This is a genomic window from Rathayibacter sp. AY1B5 (assembly GCF_002932795.1).
Classification (GTDB): Bacteria; Actinomycetota; Actinomycetes; order Actinomycetales; family Microbacteriaceae; genus Rathayibacter.
Genome location: NZ_PSWM01000010.1, coordinates 88431 through 111574, shown reverse-complemented (window position 1 = coordinate 111574; position 23144 = coordinate 88431). Strand labels below are relative to the sequence as shown.

Here is a 23144-nt window from a genome sequence, read left to right as displayed (position 1 = left end):
TGCCGGCGCAGCCGCACCCCCCCTCCCCCGTGCTCCAGAGTGGCGCGGGTGCTGGAGGGGGCAGTCGCAAGGCGGAGGAGGAAGCGATACCGGCGGTATCGCGCCCGACGACAACGCCGCGAATGCCCCCTCCAGCGCCCGCGCCTAGCGGCGGGTGGCGTCGTCGACTTCGCCGACGAGCTCCTCGATGATGTCCTCGAGGAACAGCACTCCCGTGGCGCGGCCCTGCTCGTCGAACGCCCGGGCGAGGTGGGCGCCGGTGCGCCGCATGATCGCGAGGGCGTCCTCGAGGTCGGTGGCCTCGAAGATCGAGGCGAGCTGGCGGATGCGCTTGGCGGGGACGGGGAGGCGGAACTTGGCGCCCTCCGTGTCGCCGTCGAGGTCGAGGACGTCCTTGAGGTGGATGTAGCCCTCGGGGGTGCCGTCCTCGCCGAGGATCACGTAGCGCGAGAAGCCGTGCTTGGCGACGGCGCGCTCGACGTCGGCGGGGGTCGCTCCGCTGGGGAGGCTGACGATCCCGTCGAGGGGCAGGGCCACGTCGTGGACCTTCTTCTCGGTGAACTCGAACGCGGCGAGGAGGGTCCCGGTCGAGTCGCGGAGGGTGCCCTCGCGGGTGGACTGGTCGACGATCGTCTGCACCTCCTCGAGCGTGAAGGTGCTGTTCGCCTCGTCCTTGGGCTCCACCTGGAAGAGGCGGAGCACGCCGTTCGAGATCGCGTTGAGGGCGACGATGATCGGGCGGAGGACCCGGGCGATGGCGACGAGCGGCGGCGCCAGGAGGAGCACGGCGCGGTCGGGCATCGAGAACGAGATGTTCTTGGGGACCATCTCGCCGAGCACCACGTGCAGGAACGACACGATCAGCAGCGTGATGACGAAGGCGACGGTGCCGGAGAGCTCGTCGGGGACGCCGACGGCGTGCAGCGGTACCTCGAGCAGGTGGTGGATCGCCGGCTCGCTCACGTTGAGGATCAGCAGCGAGCAGACGGTGATGCCCAGCTGCGTGGTCGCGAGCATCAGGGTGGCGTGCTCCATCGCGGCGAGCGCGGTGATCGCGCTGCGGCGTCCGCTCTCCGCGAGGGGCTCGATCTGGGAGCGGCGCGCGGAGATGACCGCGAACTCCGCTCCGACGAAGAAGGCGTTCGCGGCGAGGAGCACCACGAGCCAGGCGATTCCGGCCCAGTCACTCATCGTCGGACTCCTTCCGGCCGCGGTGTCCGCGGGCGACGTCGGCGAGCGGGTCGGGGATCCCGTCGGGATCCGCGTCGGGGTCGGGCGTGAAGCGGAGGCGGTCGATGCGGCGGCCGTCCAGGCGCTCGACGCGCAGCGAGCCGCCCTCGACGTCGACCCGGTCGCCGACGGCGGGGAGGCGGCCGAGCTCGCTCATCACGAATCCGGCGACCGTCTCGTAGGGGCCCTCCTCGGGGATGTGCACGCCGGCGCGGTCGAGGACCTCGTCGGGGCGGAGCATGCCGGGGAAGGTGGTGGAGCCGGGGAGCTTCACGACGTCGGCCCGGGAGCGGTCGTGCTCGTCGGCGACCTCGCCGACCAGCTCCTCGACCAGGTCCTCGAGCGTGGCGACGCCCGCCGTCCCGCCGTACTCGTCGACGACGACTGCGAGCTGGAAGCCGCGTCCGCGCAGCTCCGTGAGCAGCACGTCGAGCTTCATGGTCTCGGGGACGCGGAGCGGCTCGGAGCGCAGCGCCGTGACGGGCACATCGGACCTCTTGCCGCGGGGCACCGCGACGGCCTGCTTGACGTGCACGACTCCGACGATGTCGTCGATGTCGTCGTCCGTGATCGGGAAGCGCGAGAACCCGGTGGTGCGGGCGAGGTCGAGCACGTCCTGCGCGGTGCTCGCGCGCTCGACCGTCGACAGGCGCAGGCGCGGCGTCATCACGTCGCCCGCGGTGAGGGCGGAGAAGCGGAGGGTGCGCCCGAGCAGGTCGGCCGTGTCCTCCTCGAGCAGTCCGGCGCTGGCGGAGTGGCGCACGAGGCTCGAGAGCTCCTCGGCGCTGCGGGCGCCCGAGAGCTCCTCCTTCGGCTCGATGCCGACCAGGCGCAGCAGGGCGTTCGCGCTGCCGTTCAGCAGGGCGACGGCCGGGCGGAACACCGTCGTGAACGCGGTCTGCAGCGGCACGACGAGCTTCGCGGTCGCCCGCGGCAGGGCGAGGGCGAAGTTCTTGGGGACCAGCTCGCCGAGGATCATCGACAGCAGGGTCGCGATGACGATGGCGACCACCGTCATCACCGGCGCGAGCGCCTCCTCCGGGATTCCGAGTCCGCTGAACGGCTCCTGGAGCAGCGTCGAGAGGGCGGGCTCCATCGTGTAGCCGGTGAGCAGCGTCGTGAGGGTGATGCCCAGCTGCGCGCTCGAGAGGTGCGTGGAGGTGACGCGCAGGGCGGCGATCGTCATGCCCAGGCGCGTCTCGCCGCGGTCGCGACGGGCTTCGAGGTCGGCCCGGTCGAGGTTCACCAGCGCGAACTCGCTGGCGACGAAGACGCCGGTTCCCAGGGTCAGCAGCAGGCCGACCCCGAGGAGGAGCCACTCAGTTCCCACGGTGGGCGCCCCCGGTCACGAGAGGGAGGTGCGAGGAGGGCCGGACGGTGCGGGCCGGCGGAGCGGCGGCACCGGAGCGGCGAGCGGGAGTCCGAGGAGCACGGCAGCGAGCGGAACGGTCCGGATGCGCAGAGGGAGGGTCGTCCATTGTGGCGCCGAGTCTACTCGCCGCGGAGCCCTGTCGGGCGTGCTCCGACGCGGCGGCTCAGAGCCACTTCTTCCGCTTGAACACCGCGTAGAGCGCGAAGCCGAACAGCACCATCAGGCCCAGCGCCCAGGGGTAGCCGAGCCGCCAGTGCAGCTCCGGCATGTCGTCGAAGTTCATCCCGTAGATGCCGGCCACCAGCGTCGGAGCGAAGAGGATCGCCGCCCACGAGGAGATCTTGCGGACCACGTCGTTCTGGGCGAGCCCGGTCTCGGTCTGCCGGCGCGAGACGAGCGTCGAGTGCACCGTGAGCGCCTTGTCGAGGATCGCGCGCAGGGAGTCGACCGCCTCCGTCACGCGGATGGTGTGGTCGAGCACGTCCCGGAGGGAGCGGCGCAGCTCGATCCGCTCCGGCGAGGGCGAGGGATCCCCCTCCACGGGCGTCGACTCCTGCAGCAGCTCGTGCAGCAGGGCGGTCAGCGGCTGCACCGAGCGCTGGAAGTGGATGACTTCGCGCGAGAGCCGGTAGATGCGCTCCGAGAGCCCGTCGTCCGAGTCGTCGCCGAAGAGCTGGTCCTCGATCTCGTCCACGTCGCCCTGGACGCCGAACACCACCGGCGCGTACTCGTCGACGACCTGGTCGAGGATCGCGTAGAGCACCGCTTCGGGCCCCCGGGCGAGGAGGGCCGGATCCTCCTCCAGCCGGCGGCGCACGCGGGCCAGGTCCGGGGAGTCGGCGTGCCGGATGGTGACCACGAAGTCGGGGCCGACGAAGACGTGCAGCTCGCCGAAGACGACGGTCTCGGCGGCGTCCGCGTAGCGCGCCGGCCGCAGCACCACGAAGAGCCCGTCGTCGTAGCGCTCGAGCTTGGCCCGCTGGTGCCCGCTCAGCGCGTCCTCGACCGCGAGCGGGTGGAGTCCGAACTCCTCGGCGACCGCCTCGACCTCCTCGCGCGTCGGGCGGTAGAGGCCGATCCAGGCCATGCCGTGCTCGTCGCGCATCAGCTCGAAGGTGTCCTCGAGCGAGTCGGGGTTCCGGATGCGGCGGCCGTCGACGTACACGGCGTTGTCGACGATGGTCATGGGCTCGGTTCTAGCACGCGGCGCCCGCTCACCAGCTGACCGGCAGCGCCTTGCCCTCCTCGTAGCCCGCCGCCGACTGCAGGCCCACGTGCGCCCGCTCGTGGAAGTCGGCCACGCTCCGGGCGCCGGCGTAGGTGAAGGACGAGCGGACCCCCGAGGTGATCATGTCGAGCAGGTCCTCGACCGAGGGCCGCAGCGGGTCGAGGTAGATGGTGGAGGAGGAGATGCCCTCGGCGAAGAGGCGCTTGCGGGCCAGCTCGTAGGCGTCGAGGCGGTCGAACCGCTCCTGCACCGCCTTGGCCGAGGCCATGCCCCAGCTCTCCTTGTAGACCCGGCCGGCCGCGTCGCTGCGCAGCTCCCCCGGCGCCTCGATCGTGCCGGCGAACCAGGAGCCGATCATCACGGAGGCGGCGCCCGCGGCCAGCGCGAGGGCGACGTCGCGCGGGTAGCGCACGCCGCCGTCGGCCCAGACGTGGGCGCCCAGCTCGTGCGCGCGCTCGGCCGTCTCGAGGACGGCCGAGAACTGCGGGCGGCCGACCGCGGTCATCATCCGGGTGGTGCACATCGCGCCGGGGCCTACGCCGACCTTGAGGATGTCCGCTCCCGCGTCGACGAGGTCGTGCACCGCGTCGGCCGTGACGACGTTGCCCGCCGCGATCGGCACTCCGAGATCGAGCGCGGAGACCGTCCGCAGCGCCCGGAGCATCCCCTCCTGGTGGCCGTGCGCGGTGTCGAGGACGAGGACGTCGACGCCCGCGGAGACGAGCGCGCGCGCCTTCGCCTCGACGTCGCCGTTGATGCCGACCGCCGCCGCGACCCGCAGACGCCCGTCCGCGTCGAGCGCCGGGTCGTAGACGGTGGAGCGGAGGGCGCCGGTGCGCGACAGCGTGCCGACCAGGGCGCCGTGGTGCAGCACCGGGGCGAAGTCGAGGTCAGCGGCGACCATGAGGTCGAAGGCGGCCCGCCCGGTGGGCACGTCGTCGGCGTCGATCGAGGGGGTGGCGGAGTGCACCAGGTCGCCCAGGCGCGCGTCCGGCAGCGCGGTCGCCAGGCGCGACGCCGGGACGCAGCCGAGGATCGCGCCGCCCTCCTCCTGCACCACGAAGCCGTGGCCGGCGACGGCGGGCAGGATGCGCAGCGCCTCCTCCACGGTCGTCGCCGGAGAGGCGGTGAGGGCGCCGGAGAAGGCGACCGGCTGGCGCTTCACCCAGCGGATCGCGGCGTCCAGCGCCTGCAGGGGCATGTCCTGCGGGAGGACGCCGAGGCCGCCCCGGCGCGCGAGCGTCGCCGCGAGACGCTGACCGGTGACCGAGTTCATGTTGGAGGAGACGACGGGGATCGTCGCCCCGGTGCCGTCGCCCGGGGCGAGCGAGACGTCGAGGCGGCTCGTCACCGACGAGCGGCCGGGGACGAGGAAGACGTCCGAGTAGGTGAGGTCGCCTGAGGGTGTTCCACCGGAGAAACGCATGGGGGAGACGCTACTCCGGCGCGGCCCCGGGTCGGCCGTGCAGGGAACGGGGCTAGGCTTGGCGACCGGGACGGGACCAGGCGACGGCACCGGTTCCCGCTGGTGCGAGGACGGACTCCTCCGCCGCGGTGGCAGGCGCCGAGGGATGCGACGGGCCCGTCCGGATGATCGAGGACGAATCTACGGAGAGAGTGGGCGATCGGCTGTGTCGAGCCAGTTGACCGGAGCAGGAACAGAGCAGGGCGCGGAGGACTTCGGAGCCAACGAGTGGCTCGTGGAGGAGCTGTACGAGCAGTACAGCGCCGACCGCGCCTCGGTGGACGAGTCCTGGTGGCCCATCCTGGAGCGCTACGGCGCCCAGCTCGCGAACTCCGGCAAGGACGCTCCGGCTCCGGCCGCCGCCGCGGCCCCCGCGCCCGCCGCCTCGAAGCCCGCCGCTGCCGCCGAGCGCGTCTCGTCGAGCGGCGGAGGCGCCGTGACCCATCCCGCCGCGGCCTCCTCCTCCGAGTCGACCCCCGCCTCCCGCACCACGTCGAAGCAGCCGAAGGCGCAGCCGATCCCGGCCGACGCTCCGGTGAGCAGGCCCTCCGCCGAGGAGTCGACGCCGGACGAGGACGTCGTCACCCCGCTCCGCGGCATGGCGAAGAGCCTCGCGACCAACATGGACGCCAGCCTCAGCATCCCCACCGCGACGAGCGTCCGCACGATCCCGGCGAAGCTGATGATCGACAACCGCATCGTCATCAACAACCACCTGCGCCGCACCCGCGGCGGCAAGGTCTCGTTCACGCACCTGATCGGCTGGGCGCTCATCCGCGCGCTCAAGGACTTCCCGAGCCAGAACGTGTTCTACGACGAGGTCGACGGCAAGCCCGCCGTCGTCGCCCCGGCGCACGTCAACCTCGGCATCGCGATCGACATGCCCAAGCCCGACGGCACCCGCGCGCTGCTCGTGCCGAGCATCAAGCGCGCCGACACGCTGAGCTTCACCGCCTACCTCTCGGCCTACGAGGACCTGGTCAAGCGCGCGCGCGGCAACAAGCTGGTCGCCGGCGACTTCGCGGGCACCACTCTCTCGCTGACGAACCCCGGCGGGATCGGCACGGTCCACTCCGTCCCCCGCCTGATGAAGGGCCAGGGCTGCATCATCGGCGCCGGCGCCCTCGAGTACCCGGCGGAGTTCCAGGGCGCGTCCGAGAAGACGCTGGTCGAGCTGGGCATCGGCAAGACCATCACCCTGACCTCGACCTACGACCACCGCGTCATCCAGGGCGCCGGCTCGGGCGAGTTCCTCAAGATCGTGCACGAGCTCCTGCTCGGCGGCCGCGGCTTCTACGAGGACATCTTCGCCGCGCTGCGCATCCCCTACGACCCGATCCACTGGTCCACGGACATCGCCGTCGACCTCGCCGAGCGCGTCTCCAAGACCGCCCGCGTGCAGGAGCTCATCAACTCGTTCCGCGTCCGCGGGCATCTGATGGCCGACGTCGACCCGCTGGAGTACGTGCAGCGCTCGCACCCCGACCTCGCCATCGAGAGCCACGGACTCACCTTCTGGGACCTCGACCGCGAGTTCGTCACGGACGGCTTCGGCGGCAAGCGCCAGCTCAAGCTGCGCGACATCCTCGGGATCCTCCGCGACTCGTACTGCCGCACCGTCGGCGTCGAGTACATGCACATCCAGGACCCGGAGCAGCGCGCCTGGATGCAGCAGAAGCTCGAGCGCGGCTACGAGAAGCCGGGCCACGACGAGCAGCTGCGCATCCTCGGCAAGCTCAACGAGGCCGAGGCCTTCGAGACCTTCCTGCAGACCAAGTACGTGGGCCAGAAGCGCTTCTCGCTCGAGGGCGGGGAGTCGCTCATCGCGCTGCTCGACGCCGTCCTGCAGGGTGCGACCGACGAGCACCTCGACGAGGTCGCGATCGGCATGGCCCACCGCGGCCGCCTGAACGTGCTGACCAACATCGCCGGCAAGACCTACGGCCAGATCTTCCGCGAGTTCGAGGGCACCCAGGACCCGCGCACGGTCCAGGGCTCCGGAGACGTGAAGTACCACCTCGGCACCGAGGGCACGTTCCGCGGTGCTGCGGGCGAGGAGATCCCCGTCTACCTGGCGGCGAACCCCTCGCACCTCGAGGCCGTGAACGGCGTGCTCGAGGGCATCGTCCGCGCCAAGCAGGACCGCAAGCCCATCGGCACCTTCACCACGCTGCCGATCCTCGTCCACGGCGACGCCGCGATGGCGGGCCAGGGCGTGGTGGTCGAGACCCTGCAGATGTCGCAGCTGCGCGCGTACCGCACCGGCGGCACGATCCACATCAACATCAACAACCAGGTCGGATTCACGACTCCCCCTCACGAGGCCCGCACCTCGATCTACTCGACCGACATGGCGAAGACGATCCAGGCGCCGATCTTCCACGTGAACGGCGACGACCCCGAGGCCGTCGTGCACGTCGGCCAGCTCGCGTTCGAGTACCGCCAGCGGTTCAACCGCGACGTGGTCATCGACCTGATCTGCTATCGCCGGCGCGGGCACAACGAGGGCGACGACCCCTCGATGACCCAGCCGCTGATGTACAGCCTGATCGAGGCCAAGCGCTCGGTGCGCAAGCTGTACACCGAGGCGCTCGTCGGTCGCGGCGACATCACCGAGGAGGAGTACGACCGGGCGCACCAGGACTTCCAGGACCGCCTGGAGCGCGCCTTCGCCGAGACCCACGCGGCGCAGACGGGTGCGATCCCCGTGATCAGCGCCGACGGCGACTCCGTGGCCGACCTCGAGCTGCCCGATGCGCAGCAGGGCGAGGACTATCCGGGCGAGCCGGAGGCGACCGGAGTGAAGAACGAGGTCGTCACCCGCATCGGCGACGCGTTCACTACTCCGCCCGAGGGCTTCACCGTGCACCCCAAGCTCCAGCAGCTGCTGGCGAAGCGCCAGGAGATGAGCCGTTCCGGCTCCATCGACTGGGCCTTCGGCGAGCTGCTCGCGCTCGGCTCCCTCCTGCTCGAGGACACCCCGGTGCGCCTCGTCGGCCAGGACACGCGCCGCGGGACGTTCGTCCAGCGCCACGCGGTCCTCCACGACCGCGAGAACGGCCAGGAGTGGCTGCCGCTGATGAACCTGTCCGAGCAGCAGGCCCGGCTGTGGATCTACGACTCGCTGCTCTCGGAGTACGCGGCGATGGCGTTCGAGTACGGCTACTCGGTCGAGCGGCCCGACTCGCTTGTGCTGTGGGAGGCGCAGTTCGGCGACTTCGCGAACGGCGCCCAGATCGTGATCGACGAGTTCATCTCCTCCGCCGAGCAGAAGTGGGGCCAGCGCTCGTCGCTCGTGCTCCTGCTCCCGCACGGCTACGAGGGCCAGGGCCCCGACCACTCGTCGGCGCGGATCGAGCGCTACCTGCAGATGTGCGCGGAGCGGAACATGACCGTCGCGCGCCCGTCGACCCCGGCGTCCTACTTCCACCTGCTGCGCCGACAGGCCTACTCCCGGCCGCGCCGCCCGCTGATCGTCTTCACCCCGAAGGCGATGCTGCGCCTGCGCGGAGCCTCGAGCCCGGTCGATGACTTCACCTCGGGCCGCTTCGAGCCGGTGATCGACGACGCGCGGATCCAGGACGCCTCCGCCGTGAAGCGCGTCCTGCTCCACGCCGGCAAGGTCCACTACGACCTCAAGGCCGAGCTCGAGAAGAAGCCCGACGACGGCATCGCGCTGGTCCGGGTCGAGCAGTACTACCCGGCGCCGATCGAGGAGCTGCGCGGCATCGCCGAGCGCTACCCGGACGCGGAGCTCGTCTGGGTGCAGGACGAGCCCGAGAACCAGGGCGCCTGGCCGTTCATGGCCCTCGAGGTCGCTCCGAAGCTGGGCCGGTCCATGCGGGTCGTCTCGCGGCCGTCCGCGGCCTCCCCCGCGGCGGGCTCGGCCAAGCGGCACGCCTCCGAGCAGGCCGACCTGCTGTCGCGGGCGCTCACCCGCTGACCCGCGGTCCTCGCGACGCGGTCGGGCCCGTCGGAACCTCGTGTTCCGGCGGGCCCGACGCGTTGCGGGGGGACCGTGCCGGACCGCAGGCCTGCGGGAGCTGCAGCAGGGCTCCCGCTGTGCGCGTCGGCGGCCAGGAGGCCGCCGGACACGACGGAGCCCCGGCCCCTCGAGGGGCCCGCGGTGCGCGGGACTCCTCGTCGGGCCGGGGCTCCCCGGGTCGTGCTGCGCCTAGAGGCGGGCGGGCGTCTGGGAGTGCGCGGCGTGCTCGTCGCGGAGCATGCCGAGAACCTGGGCGCGGAGGTCCTCCGGCGCCGTCTCCTTGCACGCGCGCTGCACGGCGACCGTCAGCACCACGCCGACCTTCGCCTCGTCGGCGCAGTCCACGCATCCCGCCATGTGCTCGCGGATGTCGGCGGAATCCTCCTTGCACAGCTCGTTGTGGAGGTACTCCTCGAGCTCGGCCTTCGCCTTCGTGCAGCCGCTGTCGGTCATTTCGTGCTCCCGGAAGTGAATGCGGCGCGGAATCCGCGCTCGCGTGCGTAGTCGGTGAGTCGTTCGCGCAGCATGCGCCGGCCGCGGTGCAGCCGGCTCATGACGGTCCCGACGGGGGTCTTCATGATGTCCGCGATCTCCTGGTAGGAGAATCCTTCGACATCGGCGAAGTAGACGGCGAGCCGGAAGTCCTCCGGGATCGCCTGGAGCGCCTCCTTCACCGCGGTGTCGGGGAGGTGGTCGATCGCCTCCGCCTCGGCCGAGCGGCTGGAGGTGGCCGTGGTCGACTCGGCGCCGCCCAGCTGCCAGTCCTCGAGCTCGTCGATCGCGCTCTGGTAGGGCTCGCGCTGCTTCTTGCGGTACGAGTTGATGAACGTGTTCGTGAGGATGCGGTAGAGCCAGGCCTTCAGGTTGGTGCCCTGCTCGAACTGGCGGAACGCGCCGAAGGCCTTGGCGAACGTCTCCTGCACGAGGTCCTGCGCGTCGGAGGGGTTCTTCGTCATCCGCAGACCGGCAGCGTAGAGCTGGTCGATGAAGGGCAGCGCCTGCTGCTCGAAGAGGGAGCGGAGATCCACGGGAGCCTCGACCGGGGCGTCGTCCAGCGACTCCTCGACGGTCTCCACGATCGTCTGCTCCGCGTCGGCGGGCTCGGGAGCCTCGTCGGCGGGGGTGGTGCGGGGTTCGTCGTCGCGAGTCATCACGAGCGATTCTAGAGCGGCGGCGCGGCGGACGACCGGGGTTGCGGCCCGAGGGCGCCTCCGGGCGACGGGCCTGCTGCTGGGGAGGACCGGGGGTGCTGCCGTCATGCTCCGCCTCCGTCACGCTCCTGACGACGCCCTGCGCGCCGACTATCCTGACAACCGATGGTCTTCTCGCGTTATTCCGCTCCCGAGTTCGATCCGTACGGCGACGCCCGTGCGCTCCCCGGCGACGACGCCTGGCCCGCACCCCTCGCGGCCGGCGCTCTCGACGCCGAGGTCGGCCTGCCCGGCTCCAAATCGCTGACCAACCGCGAGCTCGTGCTCGCGGCTCTGGCCGACGGGCCCTCCACGCTGCGGGCGCCGCTGCACTCCCGCGACAGCGCCCTGATGATCGAGGCGCTGCGCTCGCTCGGCACCACGATCCGGGAGTCGGGCTCGACCGGCGGCTTCGGCGCCGACCTGGTCGTGGAGCCCGCGGAGGAGCTGCTCGGCTCGACCACGATCGACTGCGGGCTCGCGGGCACCGTGATGCGCTTCGTCCCGCCGCTGGCCGGCCTCGCGCTCGGCCCCACCACCTTCGACGGCGACGCGTACGCGGCGAAGCGGCCGATGGGGGCGACCATCGCCTCCCTCCGCGCGCTCGGCGTCGACGTCGCCGATGACGGGCGCGGCGCGCTCCCCTTCACCGTCCACGGCTCCGGATCCGTCCGGGGCGGCGACGTCGTCGTCGACGCCTCGCGGTCGAGCCAGTTCGTCTCGGCGCTCCTGCTGGCGGGCGCCCGCTTCGACGAGGGACTCCACCTGCGCCACGAGGGCAGCGCCGTCCCCTCCCGGCCCCACATCGACATGACCGTCGCCGCGCTGGCGGCCCGGGGCGTCGAGGTCGGCACGCCCGCCGACGGCGAGTGGACCGTCGCGCCGCAGCCCATCGCCGGCGCCGACGTCCTGATCGAGCCCGACCTCTCGAACGCCGCGCCGTTCCTCGCCGCGGCCCTCGTCACGGGCGGCCGGGTCCGGCTGCGCCACTGGCCGGCCGTCACCACGCAGGTCGGGGCGCACCTCGAGCGGATCCTGCCGCTGTTCGGCGCCCGCGTCGAGCGCGACGGCGAGGACCTCGTGGTCACCGGCGGCGACGAGATCCTCGGCGTGGACCTCGACCTGTCGGAGGGCGGCGAGCTCGCCCCCGCCCTCGCCGCCCTCGCCGCACTGGCCTCCACTCCCAGCACCCTGACCGGGATCGGCCACATCCGCCACCACGAGACGGACCGCCTCGCCGCCCTCGCCGCCGAGATCACCGGCCTCGGCGGCCGGGTCACCGAGCTCGAGGACGGTCTGCGCATCGAGCCCGCCGAGCTCCACGGCGGCCGCTGGCGCACCTACTCCGACCACCGCATGGCTCACGCCGGCGCTCTGATCGGCCTCGTGGTCCCCGGAGTGGTGATCGAGGACGTCGCGACCACCGCGAAGACCCTCCCGCAGTTCCCGGAGCTGTGGACGACCCTCGCCGGATCGGTCTGACCCGTGTCGTGGTGGACGGACAGCGGCCTCGACGCCGACGGTGCTCTCGACGACTTCGACGGCTACGACGAGTCGGACGCGCGGGTGCGCCCGAATCCGAAAGGCACGAAACCCCGGACCAAGAACCGGCCCGCCTACGAGGACGCCGAGATCGCGATGGTGCTCGGCGTCGATCGGGGGCGCTACACCGTGATGATCGGCGACGGGACGCCCGAGGAGCACGAGTTCACGGCCGCCCGGGCTCGCGAGTTGCGGCGCCAGGCGATCGTGGCCGGCGACCGCGTCGACGTGGTCGGGGACTCCAGCGGCGACGAGGGGACGCTCGCCCGCATCGTCCGCATCCGCGAGCGGTCGACCCTCCTCCGCCGCAGCGCCGACGACACCGACGCGATCGAGCGCGTGATCGTCGCCAACGCCGACCAGATGCTCTGCGTCGTGGCCGCCGCCGACCCCGAGCCCCGGACCCGGCTGGTCGACCGCTACCTGGTCGCCGCCTTCGACGCCGGGATCACGCCGATGCTCTGCATCACCAAGACCGACCTCGCGGACCCGGCCCCGTTCCTCCGCAACTTCGAGGGGCTCGACCTCCGCGTGTTCCTCTCGAGCCAGGACGAGCCGCCGGTCGACGAGATCGCCGACGCCCTCCTCGGCCACGAGACCGTGGTCGTCGGGCACTCCGGAGTCGGCAAGTCCACCCTCGTGAACAAGCTCGTCCCGGACGCGCACCGGGCGATCGGGCGCGTCAACACCGTGACGGGACGCGGACGGCACACCTCCTCCTCCACCGTCTCGCTGCGCGTCGAGCGAGGCGACCGGCACGGTTGGGTGATCGACACCCCCGGCGTCCGCTCCTTCGGACTCGGCCACGTGAACACCGACAACATCCTCGGTGCCTTCACGACCCTCGCGGTGATCGCTCAGGACTGCCCGCGCGGCTGCACGCACCTGCCCGACTCCCCCGACTGCGCGATCATCGAGGCCGTCTCCGGCGGCCTGCTGGGCGCCAGCGGACCGGAGCGCCTCGACTCGCTCCAGCGCCTCCTGACCACCTTCGCCACGACCGACGGAAGCAGACGATGACCGATCTCTCCCCCCTCCCCGCCGAGGCGCGCCTCGCCGCCGGCGACTCCGCTCCGGAGTTCACGCTGCCGAACCAGGACGGCGACCCCGTCTCGCTCGCGGAGTACCGCGGACGGCGCGTCATCCTGTTCTTCTACCCCGAGGCCGACACCCCCGGCTGCACCACGGAGGCCTGCGACTTCCGCGACAACGCGGCGTCCCTCCGCGACTCCGGCTACGAGGTCCTCGGGATCTCGCGGGACGCGCCGGAGGCTCTGCGCCGCTGGGCCGACGCCCAGGGCATCGCCTACCCGCTGCTGAGCGACCCCGACATGACCGTGCACCGCGCCTACGCGGTGTGGGGCGAGAAGAGCCTCTACGGCAAGACCGTCGTCGGCGTGCTGCGCTCGACGTTCGTCGTCGGAGCCGAGGGCGCGCTGGAGTTCGCGCAGTACGGCGTCCGGGCGACCGGGCACGTGCAGGCGCTCCGCAAGAAGCTGAAGCTCGTCTGACCCCGGGCGCGCGGTGCGGGTCATCGCGCGCCACCGGCTCTCCGGACACCGATCGTCTGCGAGCAGCTCTCATGTCGACATGAGCGGCACCACCGGTGCCCCGTCGCGACGAGAGGTGGTCAGGATGCGCTCGAATGCTCGCAGGACGACGGCCGGAGCGGCGATCGCGGTCGTGGCCGCCGCGCTGGCGGGCTGCACGCCGCCGGTTCCGGCGCTCACCGCCGCCAGGGTGCTGCAGTCGGTGTCCGTCGCCGTCTCGTCCGACGGGGGCGTCCGCGCGATCGAGGGGACGGCCCTCGGCGTCGGTGACGATCCCTCCCAGCGGATCCCCGGCACTCCTCGCCGTGCCGCCCCCGATCCGAGCTTCCGTCGGCTTCGAGGGGAGGCGTAGTGGAGACCGCTCGGGCGGATCAGCGGTGGCGCATCGATCAGAACCCCTCGTTGAACCGCGGTGCGTAGTCGGCGCCCAGCGCCTCCAGCTCGTCGGCGGTCAGCTCCACGTCCAGCGACGCGACCGCGTCGTCGAGGTGGTGGAGCTTCGTGGCTCCGACGATCGGAGCGGTGACCGCCTCCTGCTGCCGGACCCAGGCGAGCGCCACCTGCGCACGGGGCACGCCGCGCTGCTCGGCGATGCGTGCGACGGTCGCGACGGTCCGCCGGTCGGCCTCCTCCTGCTGGCGGTAGAGGGTGCCGCCGAAGACGTCGGTCTCGGTGCGCGCAGTGGTCTCGTCCCAGTCGCGGGTGAGCCGGCCCCGGGCGAGCGGCGACCACGGGATCACGCCGACTCCCTGGTCGACGCAGAAGGGGTGCAGCTCGCGCTCGTCCTCGCGCTGGATCAGGTTGTACTGGTCCTGCATCGAGACGAACCGCGTCCAGCCGCCCAGATCCGCGGTGTACTGCGCCTTCGCGAACTGCCACGCCCACATGCTCGAGGCGCCGATGTAGCGCGCCCTGCCCGAGCGGACGACGTCGTGGAGCGTCTCCATCGTCTCCTCGATCGGCGTCTCGGGGTCCCAGCGGTGGATCTGGTAGAGGTCGACGTAGTCCGTGCCGAGTCGCCGGAGGCTGTCGTCGATCGCGCTGAGGATGTGCCGCCGCGAGAGGCCGCCGCCGTTGGGGCCGCGGCGCATCCGCCCGTGGACCTTCGTGGCGATCACGACCTCCTCGCGGACCGCGAAGTCCGCGAGCGCCCGGCCGACGAACTCCTCGCTCGTGCCGTCGGAGTAGACGTCCGCCGTGTCGAACGTGGTGATGCCGAGCTCCAGCGCCCGCCGGAGGAAGGTCCGCGACTCCTCCTCGCCCGTGCTCCAGCCGTGGGCCCCGCGCTCGGGAGCGCCGAAGCTCATGCAGCCGAGGACGATCGAGGAGATCTGCAGGCCGCTGGAGCCGAGTCGGGTGGAGTCCATGCGCGTCGCTTCCGTGTCGAGGAGGGGGTCCCTCCAGCGTCGCACCCGCGAGCGGCGGCGCGCCAGCCGTCCGGCTACACGGCCGGATCGCGACGAGTGGCGGCGACCACGCTCGGGAGGAACAGCGCGACGACGGCCACCCCGGCCGGCGCCAGCAGCGCCCAGCCGATGTCGGGCACGGCGTACTGGCCCTGGAAGGCGCCGAGCGCCACGGCCGTCATCACCAGCTGGATCGTCAGCGCCGACGCGCGCATCCAGCCGCGCCGTCGCACGGCGCCGAGCGTCGTCGCGGCGGCCCAGCACACGGCGATCAGCGCGAGGACGACGATGGCGATCCCGCCGCCGACCGTATCGGCCCTAGTCGTCAGCAGCTCGAGCACGAGCCACGCCGCGACCCCGGCGACGGCGAGCGTCTCGAGGGCCAGGACCGCGATCAGCACCATCAGACCGAGCGGCCGGGAGGCGGTCGGGCGGGGTCCGCGAGACCGGTTCGCGTCAGCGGTCACAGGCACATCCCATCCAGGACTCTTGATTCGGGCTCATCCCCGTGACAGGCTAGTCCAGTTCGTTTCACCGCTCACAGGGTCGTGGGTTTCCGCCGATGTGAACATCCGATCCCGCCGCGCCGTCAGGCACGGGGGCGAGCCGGATGACCAGCACTGGAGCCGGGTGGCCGACGCAGTGCTCGCGCATCGCGTCGAGTGCACCGGCAAGAACCGAGCGTTCTCCCGTCCACCACCCCGATCCACCCCGCGCTCCAGCACGGGGCCTCGTGGCGTGCGCCGGTGAGGGCGCGGAGGTCGAGTACTGGTCGGGATCGTCGGCGTGGATCGATCATCCCACCCGAACACTGCGTGGTTCCTCCACGCACGCCTTCACACAAGGAGCACCCGCATGGACTGGCGCGACAAGGCCGCTTGCCTCACCGCAGACCCCGAGCTTTTCTTCCCGGTCGGCAACACCGGCCCGGCCGTGGACCAGATCGAGAAGGCGAAGTCGGTGTGCGCACGTTGCACCGTCACCGAGGTCTGCCTCCAGTACGCCCTCGAGACCGGCCAGGACTCGGGCGTGTGGGGCGGCCTCAGCGAGGACGAGCGCCGTGCCCTGAAGCGCCGCGCCGCCCGCGCACGCCGCGCCTCCTAGGCGCACCAGCCGCTCGGCGGCACGAACGATCCCGACCCCCGTCGCCTCTCGGCAGCGGGGGTCGCGTCGTCTCCGGGCTCAGGAGCGGGCGCGCTCCAGCCACCGCAGCGGCACCTCGATGGTGACCTCTGTGCCGCGCCCGACCAGCGTGTGCCAGTCGATCGTGCCGCCGAGCTCGCCCTGGATGAGCGTGCGCACGATCTGCGTGCCCAGGCCCGATCCCACCTTGCCCTCCGGCAGCCCGACGCCCGTGTCGCGCACCTTCACCGTGAGCTCGTCGTCGCTGCGCGAGGCGACGATCTCCACGTCGCCCTCGCGTCCGGCCAGGCCGTGCTCGACGGCGTTGGTGACCAGCTCGGTCAAGGCGAGGGCGAGCGGAGTCGCGTACTCGCTGGGCAGGTTGCCGAAGCTCCCCGTCAGCTTCGGGTGCACCGTGGTGTTGTGGGTCGAGGCGACCTCGGCGATCAGCAGCAGCACCCGGTCGAAGACCGCGTCGAAGTCGACGTTCTGGTTCAGCCCCTCCGAGAGGGTGTCGTGCACGACCGCGATGGCGGCGACGCGGCGCATCGCCTGCGTGAGCGCCTCCCGGGCGAGGTCGGAGTGGGTGCGCCTGGCCTGGATCCGCAGCAGCGAGGCCACGGTCTGCAGGTTGTTCTTGACGCGGTGGTGGATCTCGCGGATCGTCGCGTCCTTGGTGATGAGCTCCCGCTCCTGGTGGCGCAGCTCCGTCACGTCGCGGCACAGGACGACGGCGCCGACCCGCTCGCCGCGGTCGCGGATCGGGATCGCGCGCAGCGACACCGTCACTCCGCGGGCCTCGATGTCGGTGCGCCACGGCGCCCGGCCGGTCACGACCAGCGGGAGCGACTCGTCGATGACGACCTTGCCGGCGATCAGCTTCGTGGTGACCTCGGCGAGCGACTCCCCCTCGAGCTCGTCGGCGAACCCGATGCGGTTGAACGCCGAGAGGGCGTTGGGGCTCGCGAACGTGGTGACGCCGTCGACGTCCAGGCGGATCAGGCCGTCGGACGCGCGCGGTGCACCCCGGCGAGGACCGGTCGGCGCGCCCAGATCGGGGAAGTCGCCCGAGGCGATCATCGAGAAGAGGTCGTTCGCGCAGTCGTTGAACGTCAGCTCCTGCCGGCTCGGCGTGCGCGTCTCGCTGAGGTTGGTGTGGCGCGTGACGACCGCGATGGGGCGGTCGGTCGTCCCGCCGTCGGAGGCGCCCAGGCGGCGCAGGACGGGCACCGCGCGCACGCGGGTGGGCGTCTCCTCGAACCAGTCCGGGGCGGAGGTGTCGACGATCCGAGCGGTCTCGAACGCCTCGACGACCTGGGCGCGCCACTCCGACTTGATCCTCTGCCCGACGAAGTCGCGGTAGAAGAGCGTCGCCGCGCTGCTGGGGCGCGCGTGGGCGACGGCGACGAAGCTGTCGTCGGCCGTGGGCACCCAGAGCACGATGTCGGCGAAGGCCAGGTCGGCGAGCAGCTGCAGGTCGCCGACCAGCAGGTGCAGCCATTCGACGTCCGCTTCGTCGGATCGGCCGTGGGAGAGGACGAGGTCACTGAGGGTCGACACCCGCCAAGCCTAGGGCGCGCTCGGGCGGCGCACGCCGCACTCGCTGTCCACAGCTCGGGGCGGCCGACGATTATCCACAGACTGCGCGTCTGCGCTCCATGAGCATCTCTCGACTGCTTCGATGAGGTCGTCCTCGCGTGCCGACCCGGCGCGCCCCGCCCGTCGAGCAGAGAGGTGACCCGGACCCGTGAACAGCTCGTCCTGCCCCAGGAGATCGCCGCATGAGCCTTCCCCTCCACGCCTTCGACTACCGCACCCTCCCCCTCGACCCCGAGGCGGCCGTGGAGCCGCTCACTCTCGCGGAGTTCTTCGCCCCTCAGCCCGCGACCCGCGCGGAGCTGCCCGATCCGGAGCCCCTGCTCGCCCGCCTCACGCACCTCGTGATCGAGATCCTCGAGGGCTCGCGCGAGATCGACCAGATCGCGCGATGGCTGAGCGACGAGGTGTACCACCACCTGCAGAAGCGGGTCGTGCTCGCGGCCCGCGCCCGCAGCCTGCGGAAGCGGACGGCCCAGCGCGTCCCGTTCACGGTCGGACGAGTGATCGTCACCGAGCCTCGGGACGGCGTCGTCGAGGGAGTGGTCCTGGTGCATCACCGCGCACGGAGCCGAGCCGTCGCGATCCGGCTCGAGGGCACGGATGCGCGCTGGCGGGCCACCGCGATCACCGTGCTGTGAGGAGCGGATCAGCGCTCCCGGGCGGCGGGGCGTCGGTGACGAGAGAGTCGGCGCGACCGAGCTCCGCTACCTCCTCGGGGACGGCTTCGCAGTCGCCGACTACGACCGCGTCGGCGGACTCCCTCCCCAACCCGGGTCGGAAGCGGTCTGCGCAGCGGTGGAGTCGACGCTCGAGGCCTGCTGCGTCCCCGGGCTCGTCCTCGAGACGGACCGGCCGACGACGATCGGCCTCGGCGACACCTTCGCCGGCGGCTTCGTCTCGGCCCTCGCGCGCGGCGAGTCCTGACGGTGGGAGGGAAAGGGATCCGAAGCCTCCGCAGGAACGCCGACGGCCCCGGACCCCGCTGCTGCGGGGTCCGGGGCCGTCGGCGTCGTCCGGGAATACTCAGCGGCGCTTGGACTGCGCGCGGCGCTCCTCGCGGTTGGCGGGAGGGGCGTCCGAGCCGCCCGGCTTCTGGCCGAAGGCGCCGGTCGTCGGAGTCTCCTCCGCCTCGCCCTCGGGGAGCGCCTTGCGGGCCTCCTCGGCGCGGGCCTTCGCGGTGGCCGCCTGCTGCACCTGTCCGCGCTGGTTGCGGACCTCGACGCCGCCGGTGTCGCTCGGCGCCGAGTAGCTGAGCTTCTCGGCCGGAGCCACCGGCTGAGCGAGCCCCTTGGCCGCGACCCCGGCGACCTCGCCCTGCTTCTGGGTCACCTCGACCTCGAGGTTGAAGAGGAAGCCGACGGTCTCCTCGCGGATCTGCCCCATCATCTGCTGGAACAGGGCGAAGCCCTCGCGCTGGTACTCGACCAGCGGGTCGCGCTGGGCCATCGCGCGCAGGCCGATGCCGTCCTTGAGGTAGTCCATCTCGTAGAGGTGGTCGCGCCAGCGGCGGTCGATCACCGAGAGCACGACGCGGCGCTCGAGCTCGCGCATGGCGGGAGAGCCCAGCTGCTCCTCGCGGCGCTGGTAGGCGAGCTGCGCGTCCGAGAGGATCTCGCGGCGCATGAACTCCTTGTTGATGCGGCCGCGGCTGCCCGCCTCCTGCACCACCTCGTCGATGGTGAGGCTGATCGGGTACAGCGTCTTCAGCTCGGTCCAGAGGGCGTCGAAGTCCCAGTCGTCGCCGTTGCCGTCGCCGGTGTGCACCTCGAGGATCTCGTCGATCACGTCGACGAGGAACTTCTGGGTGCGCTCGTGCAGGTCGTCGCCCTCGAGGATGTGGCGGCGGTCCGAGTAGATCGCCTCGCGCTGGCGGTTGAGGACGTCGTCGTACTTGAGGACGTTCTTGCGGATCTCGGCGTTGCGGGCCTCGACCTGCGACTGGGCGCTGCGGATGGCGCGCGAGACGACCTTCGACTCGATGGCGATGTCGTCCGGGACGTTGCCCCGGCCCATGAGCGCCTCGGCGGCGCCGGAGTTGAACAGGCGCATCAGGTCGTCGGTGAGCGAGAGGTAGAAGCGGCTCTCCCCCGGGTCGCCCTGGCGGCCCGAGCGTCCGCGGAGCTGGTTGTCGATGCGGCGCGACTCGTGACGCTCGGTGCCGAGCACGTAGAGGCCTCCGGCGGCCTGGACCTTCTCGGCCTCCTCGCCCACCTTCTCCTTGACGGCCGCGAAGACCTCGTCCCATGCGGCCTCGTACTCCTCCGGGGTCTCGGAGGGGTTGAGGCCCTTCGCCGTCATCTCGGAGACCGCGAGGAACTCGGCGTTGCCGCCGAGCATGATGTCGGTGCCTCGACCGGCCATGTTGGTCGCGACGGTGACGGCGCCGAGGCGGCCGGCCTGGGCGACGATGGCCGCCTCCCGCGCGTGGTTCTTGGCGTTCAGGACCTCGTGGCGCACGCCCTTCTTGGCGAGCAGGCGCGAGAGGTACTCGCTCTTCTCGACGCTGGTCGTGCCGACGAGGACCGGCTGCCCGGCCGCGTGGCGCTCCGCGATGTCCTCGACGACCTGGGCGAACTTGACCTGCTCGTTCTTGTAGACGAGGTCGGCGTTGTCGATCCGCTGCATCTTGCGGTTCGTCGGGATCGGGACGACGCCGAGCTTGTAGGTCGACATGAACTCGGCGGCCTCGGTCTCGGCCGTTCCGGTCATGCCGGAGAGCTTCGCGTAGAGGCGGAAGTAGTTCTGGAGCGTGACGGTCGCCAGGGTCTGGTTCTCGGCCTTGACCTGCACGCCCTCCTTCGCCTCGATGGCCTGGTGGATGCCCTCGTTGTAGCGGCGTCCCGCCAGGATGCGGCCGGTGTGCTCGTCGACGATCAGGACCTCGCCGTTCAGCACGACGTAGTCCTTGTCCTTCTTGAACAGCGCGCGCGCCTTGATGGCGTTGTTGAGGAACGAGATCAGCGGCGTGTTCGCCGACTCGTAGAGGTTGTCGATGCCGAGGTAGTCCTCGACCTTCTCGATGCCGGGCTCGAGGACGCCGACGGTGCGCTTCTTCTCGTCGACCTCGAAGTCCTCGCCCTCGTCGAGGCGCTTCGCGAGGTTGGCGAACTCCGCGAACCAGCGGTTCGCCTCGCCCGAGGCCGGTCCGGAGATGATCAGCGGCGTGCGGGCCTCGTCGATGAGGATCGAGTCGACCTCGTCGACGATGGCGTAGAAGTGGCCGCGCTGGACCATGTCCTGCGCCTGCCACGCCATGTTGTCGCGGAGGTAGTCGAAGCCGAACTCGTTGTTCGTGCCGTAGGTGATGTCGGCCGCGTACTGCTCGCGGCGCTGCTCCGGGGTCTGGCCGGAGAGGATCACCCCGGTCGTCATGCCGAGGGCGCGGAACACGCGCCCCATCAGCTCGGACTGGTACGACGCGAGGAAGTCGTTCACCGTGACGATGTGCACGCCGCGACTGGCGATCGCGTTGAGATAGGCCGGGAGGGTGGCGACGAGCGTCTTGCCCTCTCCGGTCTTCATCTCGGCGATGTTGCCCAGGTGCAGGGCGGCGCCGCCCATGAGCTGCACGTCGAAGTGGCGGAGGCCGAGCGTCCTGCGCGAGGCCTCGCGGACGGCGGCGAACGCCTCCGGCAGCAGGTCGTCGAGGGACTCGCCGTTCGAGTAGCGCTCGCGCAGCTCGACGGTCTCGTTCTTCAGCTCCTCGTCGCTGAGGTGCGTGAAGTCCTCTTCGAGGGCGTTGACGGCCTTCGCGTAGTTCTCGAGGCGGCGGATGACCCGCCCCTCCCCGACGCGAAGGACCTTTTCGAGGACAGAGGCCACGGGGTACTCCAAAAAAGTAGAAGACAGGAGTCGCGCGCCGGAGCGCGGACCGCGACCAGCCTAGCCGGGGCGGGCGGTGAGCGGTCGGGGCGACGCGTCCGCCCTGGGCGGACTCCCTGCCTGGGCACGGGGAGGGCCCCGGAGCGGATACTCCGGGGCCCGGGGTCGGATCTCAGCCGGCGGCCTGCTCGGCGAGCTCGTCGGCCTCGTCGCCGAGGCCGATGACGCCGTAGTCCCAGCCCTTGCGGCGGTAGACCACGCTCGGGCGGTTCGTGTCGGAGTCGATGAAGAGGTAGAAGTCGTGTCCGACCAGCTCCATGTAGTCGACGGCGTCGTCGACGGTCATCGAGACGGAGGCGAAGACCTTCTTGCGGATGACGACGGGGCAGTACGGCTCCTCGGCCTCGTCCTCCACCGGCTCCGGCGCCTCCTGCACGGGGATCACACCCGTGCTCAACTGCTCCAGGACCGCGGCGTCGGCCGGCTGGATGGCGACGACGCTGAAGTCGTCGGCGGCCGCGTCGCGGAGCGAGGTCGGCCGATGCTGGCCCCGATGGACCTTCTTCCGATCCTTGGCCCGTCTCACCCGTTCGAGCAGCCGGCCGATGGCGACGTCGAACGCCGCGTACTTGTCGGCTCCGCTCGCCTCGGCCCGGACCACGGGCCCCTTGCCGATCAGCGTCAGCTCCACGCGGTCGCCGCCGGCCGAGCCCTTGCCCTCGGCGTGCCTGCTCGCCTTGATCTCGAGTGCGAGAGCACGATCGGCGAGGTGCGCCACCTTGTCCGACTTCTCCGTCGCGTACGCGCGGAAGCGATCGGTGATGTCGATGTTGCGTCCTGTGATGTCGATGTCCATGACAACCTCCCAGTCGAGTACGGCGTGCCGCCTTTCTCCGGGGCGGACCGTTCACGCCGTGCCCCCACCGTAGACCCCGGCCACCGGATCGTCACCGGGAGTTCGTCCGGATTCTGCTGGTACGTTCCCTCCTCGTTCCGCAGTGCCGGCGAGCGCTGCCGCCGCCCTGACGGTCCCGCCCGCCGCGCGCACGGCGCGCCGCAGCTCGAGCAGGGTCGCGCCCGAGGTGACCACGTCGTCGACGAGGACCACCGGCGGCCACGACGAGAGCGGCCGGCGGGCGCGGAACGCCCCGTCGAGATTGCCGCGCCGCTCGACGCGGCCGAGCCCGACCTGATCGCGGACCGTCCGCGACCGCCGGAGAGGACGCGCCGCCCGCCCTCCCGCCGCGGCGACCAGCTGCGCGACGGGATCGGCGCCCCGCCGCACGCGGCCGAGCCAGGAGCCGGGCGGGACGACCAGGATCGCGGGGCTGCCGGCGAGCGCCGCGCCGAGGGCCGGGCGCAGCAGCACGCCGAGCGGGGCGAGGCAGGCAGTGCGGCCCTCCTCCTTCAGCGCGACGACGAGACGGCGCACCGTGCCCTCGTACGGGGCCCCGGTGACGACGAGGAGCGGATCGTCCGGCGGCCCGACGACGCGGGTCAGCAGTGACGCCGAGGCGGCCGCGTCGGCCGAGCAGTCCGGGCAGGGCGCCCGGCTCGTCGGCTCTCCGCAGGCGGGGCACTCCAGCGGGAGGAGGACGGCGAGGGCGTCGAGCAGGTGATCGGAGAGCATTCC

At 71.7% G+C, this 23144-nt stretch carries 20 protein-coding genes; 8 read left to right on the top strand and 12 right to left on the bottom strand.

Features of this window, described 5'->3' with window-relative positions:
* Positions 1–144: 144 nt before the first annotated feature.
* The 4 genes from C5D44_RS08735 to C5D44_RS08720 all read right to left on the bottom strand — a co-directional run bounded on the left by C5D44_RS08735 (position 145) and on the right by C5D44_RS08720 (position 5256).
* Complete coding sequence (locus C5D44_RS08735) at positions 145–1191, bottom strand: hemolysin family protein (protein ID WP_104275286.1); 1047 nt, start codon at positions 1189–1191, stop codon at positions 145–147.
* A complete protein-coding gene (locus C5D44_RS08730; RefSeq protein WP_104225499.1) occupies positions 1184–2560 on the bottom strand; it encodes a hemolysin family protein in 1377 nt (458 codons plus the stop codon). Before C5D44_RS08730 ends, C5D44_RS08735 begins: the two co-directional genes overlap by 8 nt.
* A 205-nt stretch (positions 2561–2765) precedes the next feature.
* A complete protein-coding gene (corA, locus tag C5D44_RS08725) occupies positions 2766–3788 on the bottom strand; it encodes a magnesium/cobalt transporter CorA (protein WP_104281413.1) in 1023 nt (340 codons plus the stop codon).
* Between the two features lie 28 nt (positions 3789–3816).
* A complete protein-coding gene (locus C5D44_RS08720) occupies positions 3817–5256 on the bottom strand; it encodes a GuaB1 family IMP dehydrogenase-related protein (RefSeq protein ID WP_104281412.1) in 1440 nt (479 codons plus the stop codon).
* Positions 5257–5461: 205 nt separating this feature from the next.
* Here C5D44_RS08720 and C5D44_RS08715 point away from each other — a divergent pair, with 205 nt between their 5' ends.
* A complete protein-coding gene (locus tag C5D44_RS08715) occupies positions 5462–9238 on the top strand; it encodes a multifunctional oxoglutarate decarboxylase/oxoglutarate dehydrogenase thiamine pyrophosphate-binding subunit/dihydrolipoyllysine-residue succinyltransferase subunit (protein WP_181118473.1) in 3777 nt (1258 codons plus the stop codon).
* A gap of 231 nt (positions 9239–9469) precedes the next feature.
* Here the strand turns inward: C5D44_RS08715 and C5D44_RS08710 are convergent, their stop codons facing one another.
* The gene (locus C5D44_RS08710; protein ID WP_104275289.1) at positions 9470–9733 is read right to left on the bottom strand and encodes a zf-HC2 domain-containing protein; all 264 of its coding nucleotides are present in this window, start codon (positions 9731–9733) and stop codon (positions 9470–9472) included.
* On the bottom strand, positions 9730–10431 hold the full coding sequence (locus tag C5D44_RS08705; RefSeq protein ID WP_104224117.1) for a sigma-70 family RNA polymerase sigma factor: 702 nt from the start codon (positions 10429–10431) through the stop codon (positions 9730–9732). The genes C5D44_RS08710 and C5D44_RS08705 overlap by 4 nt, the downstream gene beginning before the upstream one ends.
* A gap of 165 nt (positions 10432–10596) precedes the next feature.
* Between C5D44_RS08705 and aroA the strand changes: the two genes are divergently transcribed.
* The 4 genes from aroA to C5D44_RS08685 all read left to right on the top strand — a co-directional run bounded on the left by aroA (position 10597) and on the right by C5D44_RS08685 (position 13914).
* Positions 10597–11952: a 3-phosphoshikimate 1-carboxyvinyltransferase gene (aroA, locus tag C5D44_RS08700; RefSeq protein ID WP_104275290.1), complete on the top strand. Its 1356-nt coding sequence runs from the start codon at positions 10597–10599 to the stop codon at positions 11950–11952.
* 3 nt (positions 11953–11955) lie between these two features.
* The gene (gene rsgA, locus C5D44_RS08695) at positions 11956–13032 is read left to right on the top strand and encodes a ribosome small subunit-dependent GTPase A (RefSeq protein WP_104281410.1); all 1077 of its coding nucleotides are present in this window, start codon (positions 11956–11958) and stop codon (positions 13030–13032) included.
* Positions 13029–13523: a thioredoxin-dependent thiol peroxidase gene (gene bcp / locus C5D44_RS08690; protein ID WP_104275292.1), complete on the top strand. Its 495-nt coding sequence runs from the start codon at positions 13029–13031 to the stop codon at positions 13521–13523. Before rsgA ends, bcp begins: the two co-directional genes overlap by 4 nt.
* A 79-nt stretch (positions 13524–13602) precedes the next feature.
* Complete coding sequence (locus C5D44_RS08685; RefSeq protein WP_146088012.1) at positions 13603–13914, top strand: hypothetical protein; 312 nt, start codon at positions 13603–13605, stop codon at positions 13912–13914.
* Positions 13915–13951: 37 nt separating this feature from the next.
* Here C5D44_RS08685 and C5D44_RS08680 read toward each other — a convergent pair whose 3' ends face one another.
* Positions 13952–14929 (bottom strand): aldo/keto reductase, encoded by a 978-nt coding sequence (locus tag C5D44_RS08680; RefSeq protein ID WP_104281408.1) that lies wholly within the window; start codon positions 14927–14929, stop codon positions 13952–13954.
* 74 nt (positions 14930–15003) lie between these two features.
* Positions 15004–15435: a hypothetical protein gene (locus tag C5D44_RS08675; protein WP_104281407.1), complete on the bottom strand. Its 432-nt coding sequence runs from the start codon at positions 15433–15435 to the stop codon at positions 15004–15006.
* Between the two features lie 388 nt (positions 15436–15823).
* On the opposite strand from C5D44_RS08675, the gene C5D44_RS08670 reads away from it, so the two are divergent.
* The gene (locus tag C5D44_RS08670; RefSeq protein ID WP_055788231.1) at positions 15824–16072 is read left to right on the top strand and encodes a WhiB family transcriptional regulator; all 249 of its coding nucleotides are present in this window, start codon (positions 15824–15826) and stop codon (positions 16070–16072) included.
* Between the two features lie 78 nt (positions 16073–16150).
* Here the strand turns inward: C5D44_RS08670 and C5D44_RS08665 are convergent, their stop codons facing one another.
* On the bottom strand, positions 16151–17650 hold the full coding sequence (locus tag C5D44_RS08665) for a sensor histidine kinase (protein ID WP_104224128.1): 1500 nt from the start codon (positions 17648–17650) through the stop codon (positions 16151–16153).
* Between the two features lie 221 nt (positions 17651–17871).
* On the opposite strand from C5D44_RS08665, the gene C5D44_RS08660 reads away from it, so the two are divergent.
* Both C5D44_RS08660 and C5D44_RS18300 read left to right on the top strand, forming a co-directional pair.
* On the top strand, positions 17872–18327 hold the full coding sequence (locus tag C5D44_RS08660; RefSeq protein WP_219812826.1) for an Rv3235 family protein: 456 nt from the start codon (positions 17872–17874) through the stop codon (positions 18325–18327).
* Positions 18328–18484: 157 nt separating this feature from the next.
* Positions 18485–18613, top strand: a complete 129-nt coding sequence (locus C5D44_RS18300; RefSeq protein WP_146088011.1) for a carbohydrate kinase family protein — start codon at positions 18485–18487, stop codon at positions 18611–18613.
* A 99-nt stretch (positions 18614–18712) separates the two neighbouring features.
* Here C5D44_RS18300 and secA read toward each other — a convergent pair whose 3' ends face one another.
* The 3 genes from secA to C5D44_RS08645 form a co-directional block, all read right to left on the bottom strand.
* Positions 18713–21511: a preprotein translocase subunit SecA gene (gene secA, locus C5D44_RS08655; protein WP_104275298.1), complete on the bottom strand. Its 2799-nt coding sequence runs from the start codon at positions 21509–21511 to the stop codon at positions 18713–18715.
* A 172-nt stretch (positions 21512–21683) separates the two neighbouring features.
* A complete protein-coding gene (gene hpf, locus C5D44_RS08650; protein WP_104275299.1) occupies positions 21684–22367 on the bottom strand; it encodes a ribosome hibernation-promoting factor, HPF/YfiA family in 684 nt (227 codons plus the stop codon).
* Between the two features lie 51 nt (positions 22368–22418).
* Positions 22419–23141 carry a ComF family protein gene (locus C5D44_RS08645; protein ID WP_104281406.1) on the bottom strand — a complete coding sequence of 241 codons (723 nt, stop codon included), beginning with the start codon at positions 23139–23141 and terminating at the stop codon, positions 22419–22421.
* Between the last annotated feature and the right edge of the window lie 3 nt (positions 23142–23144).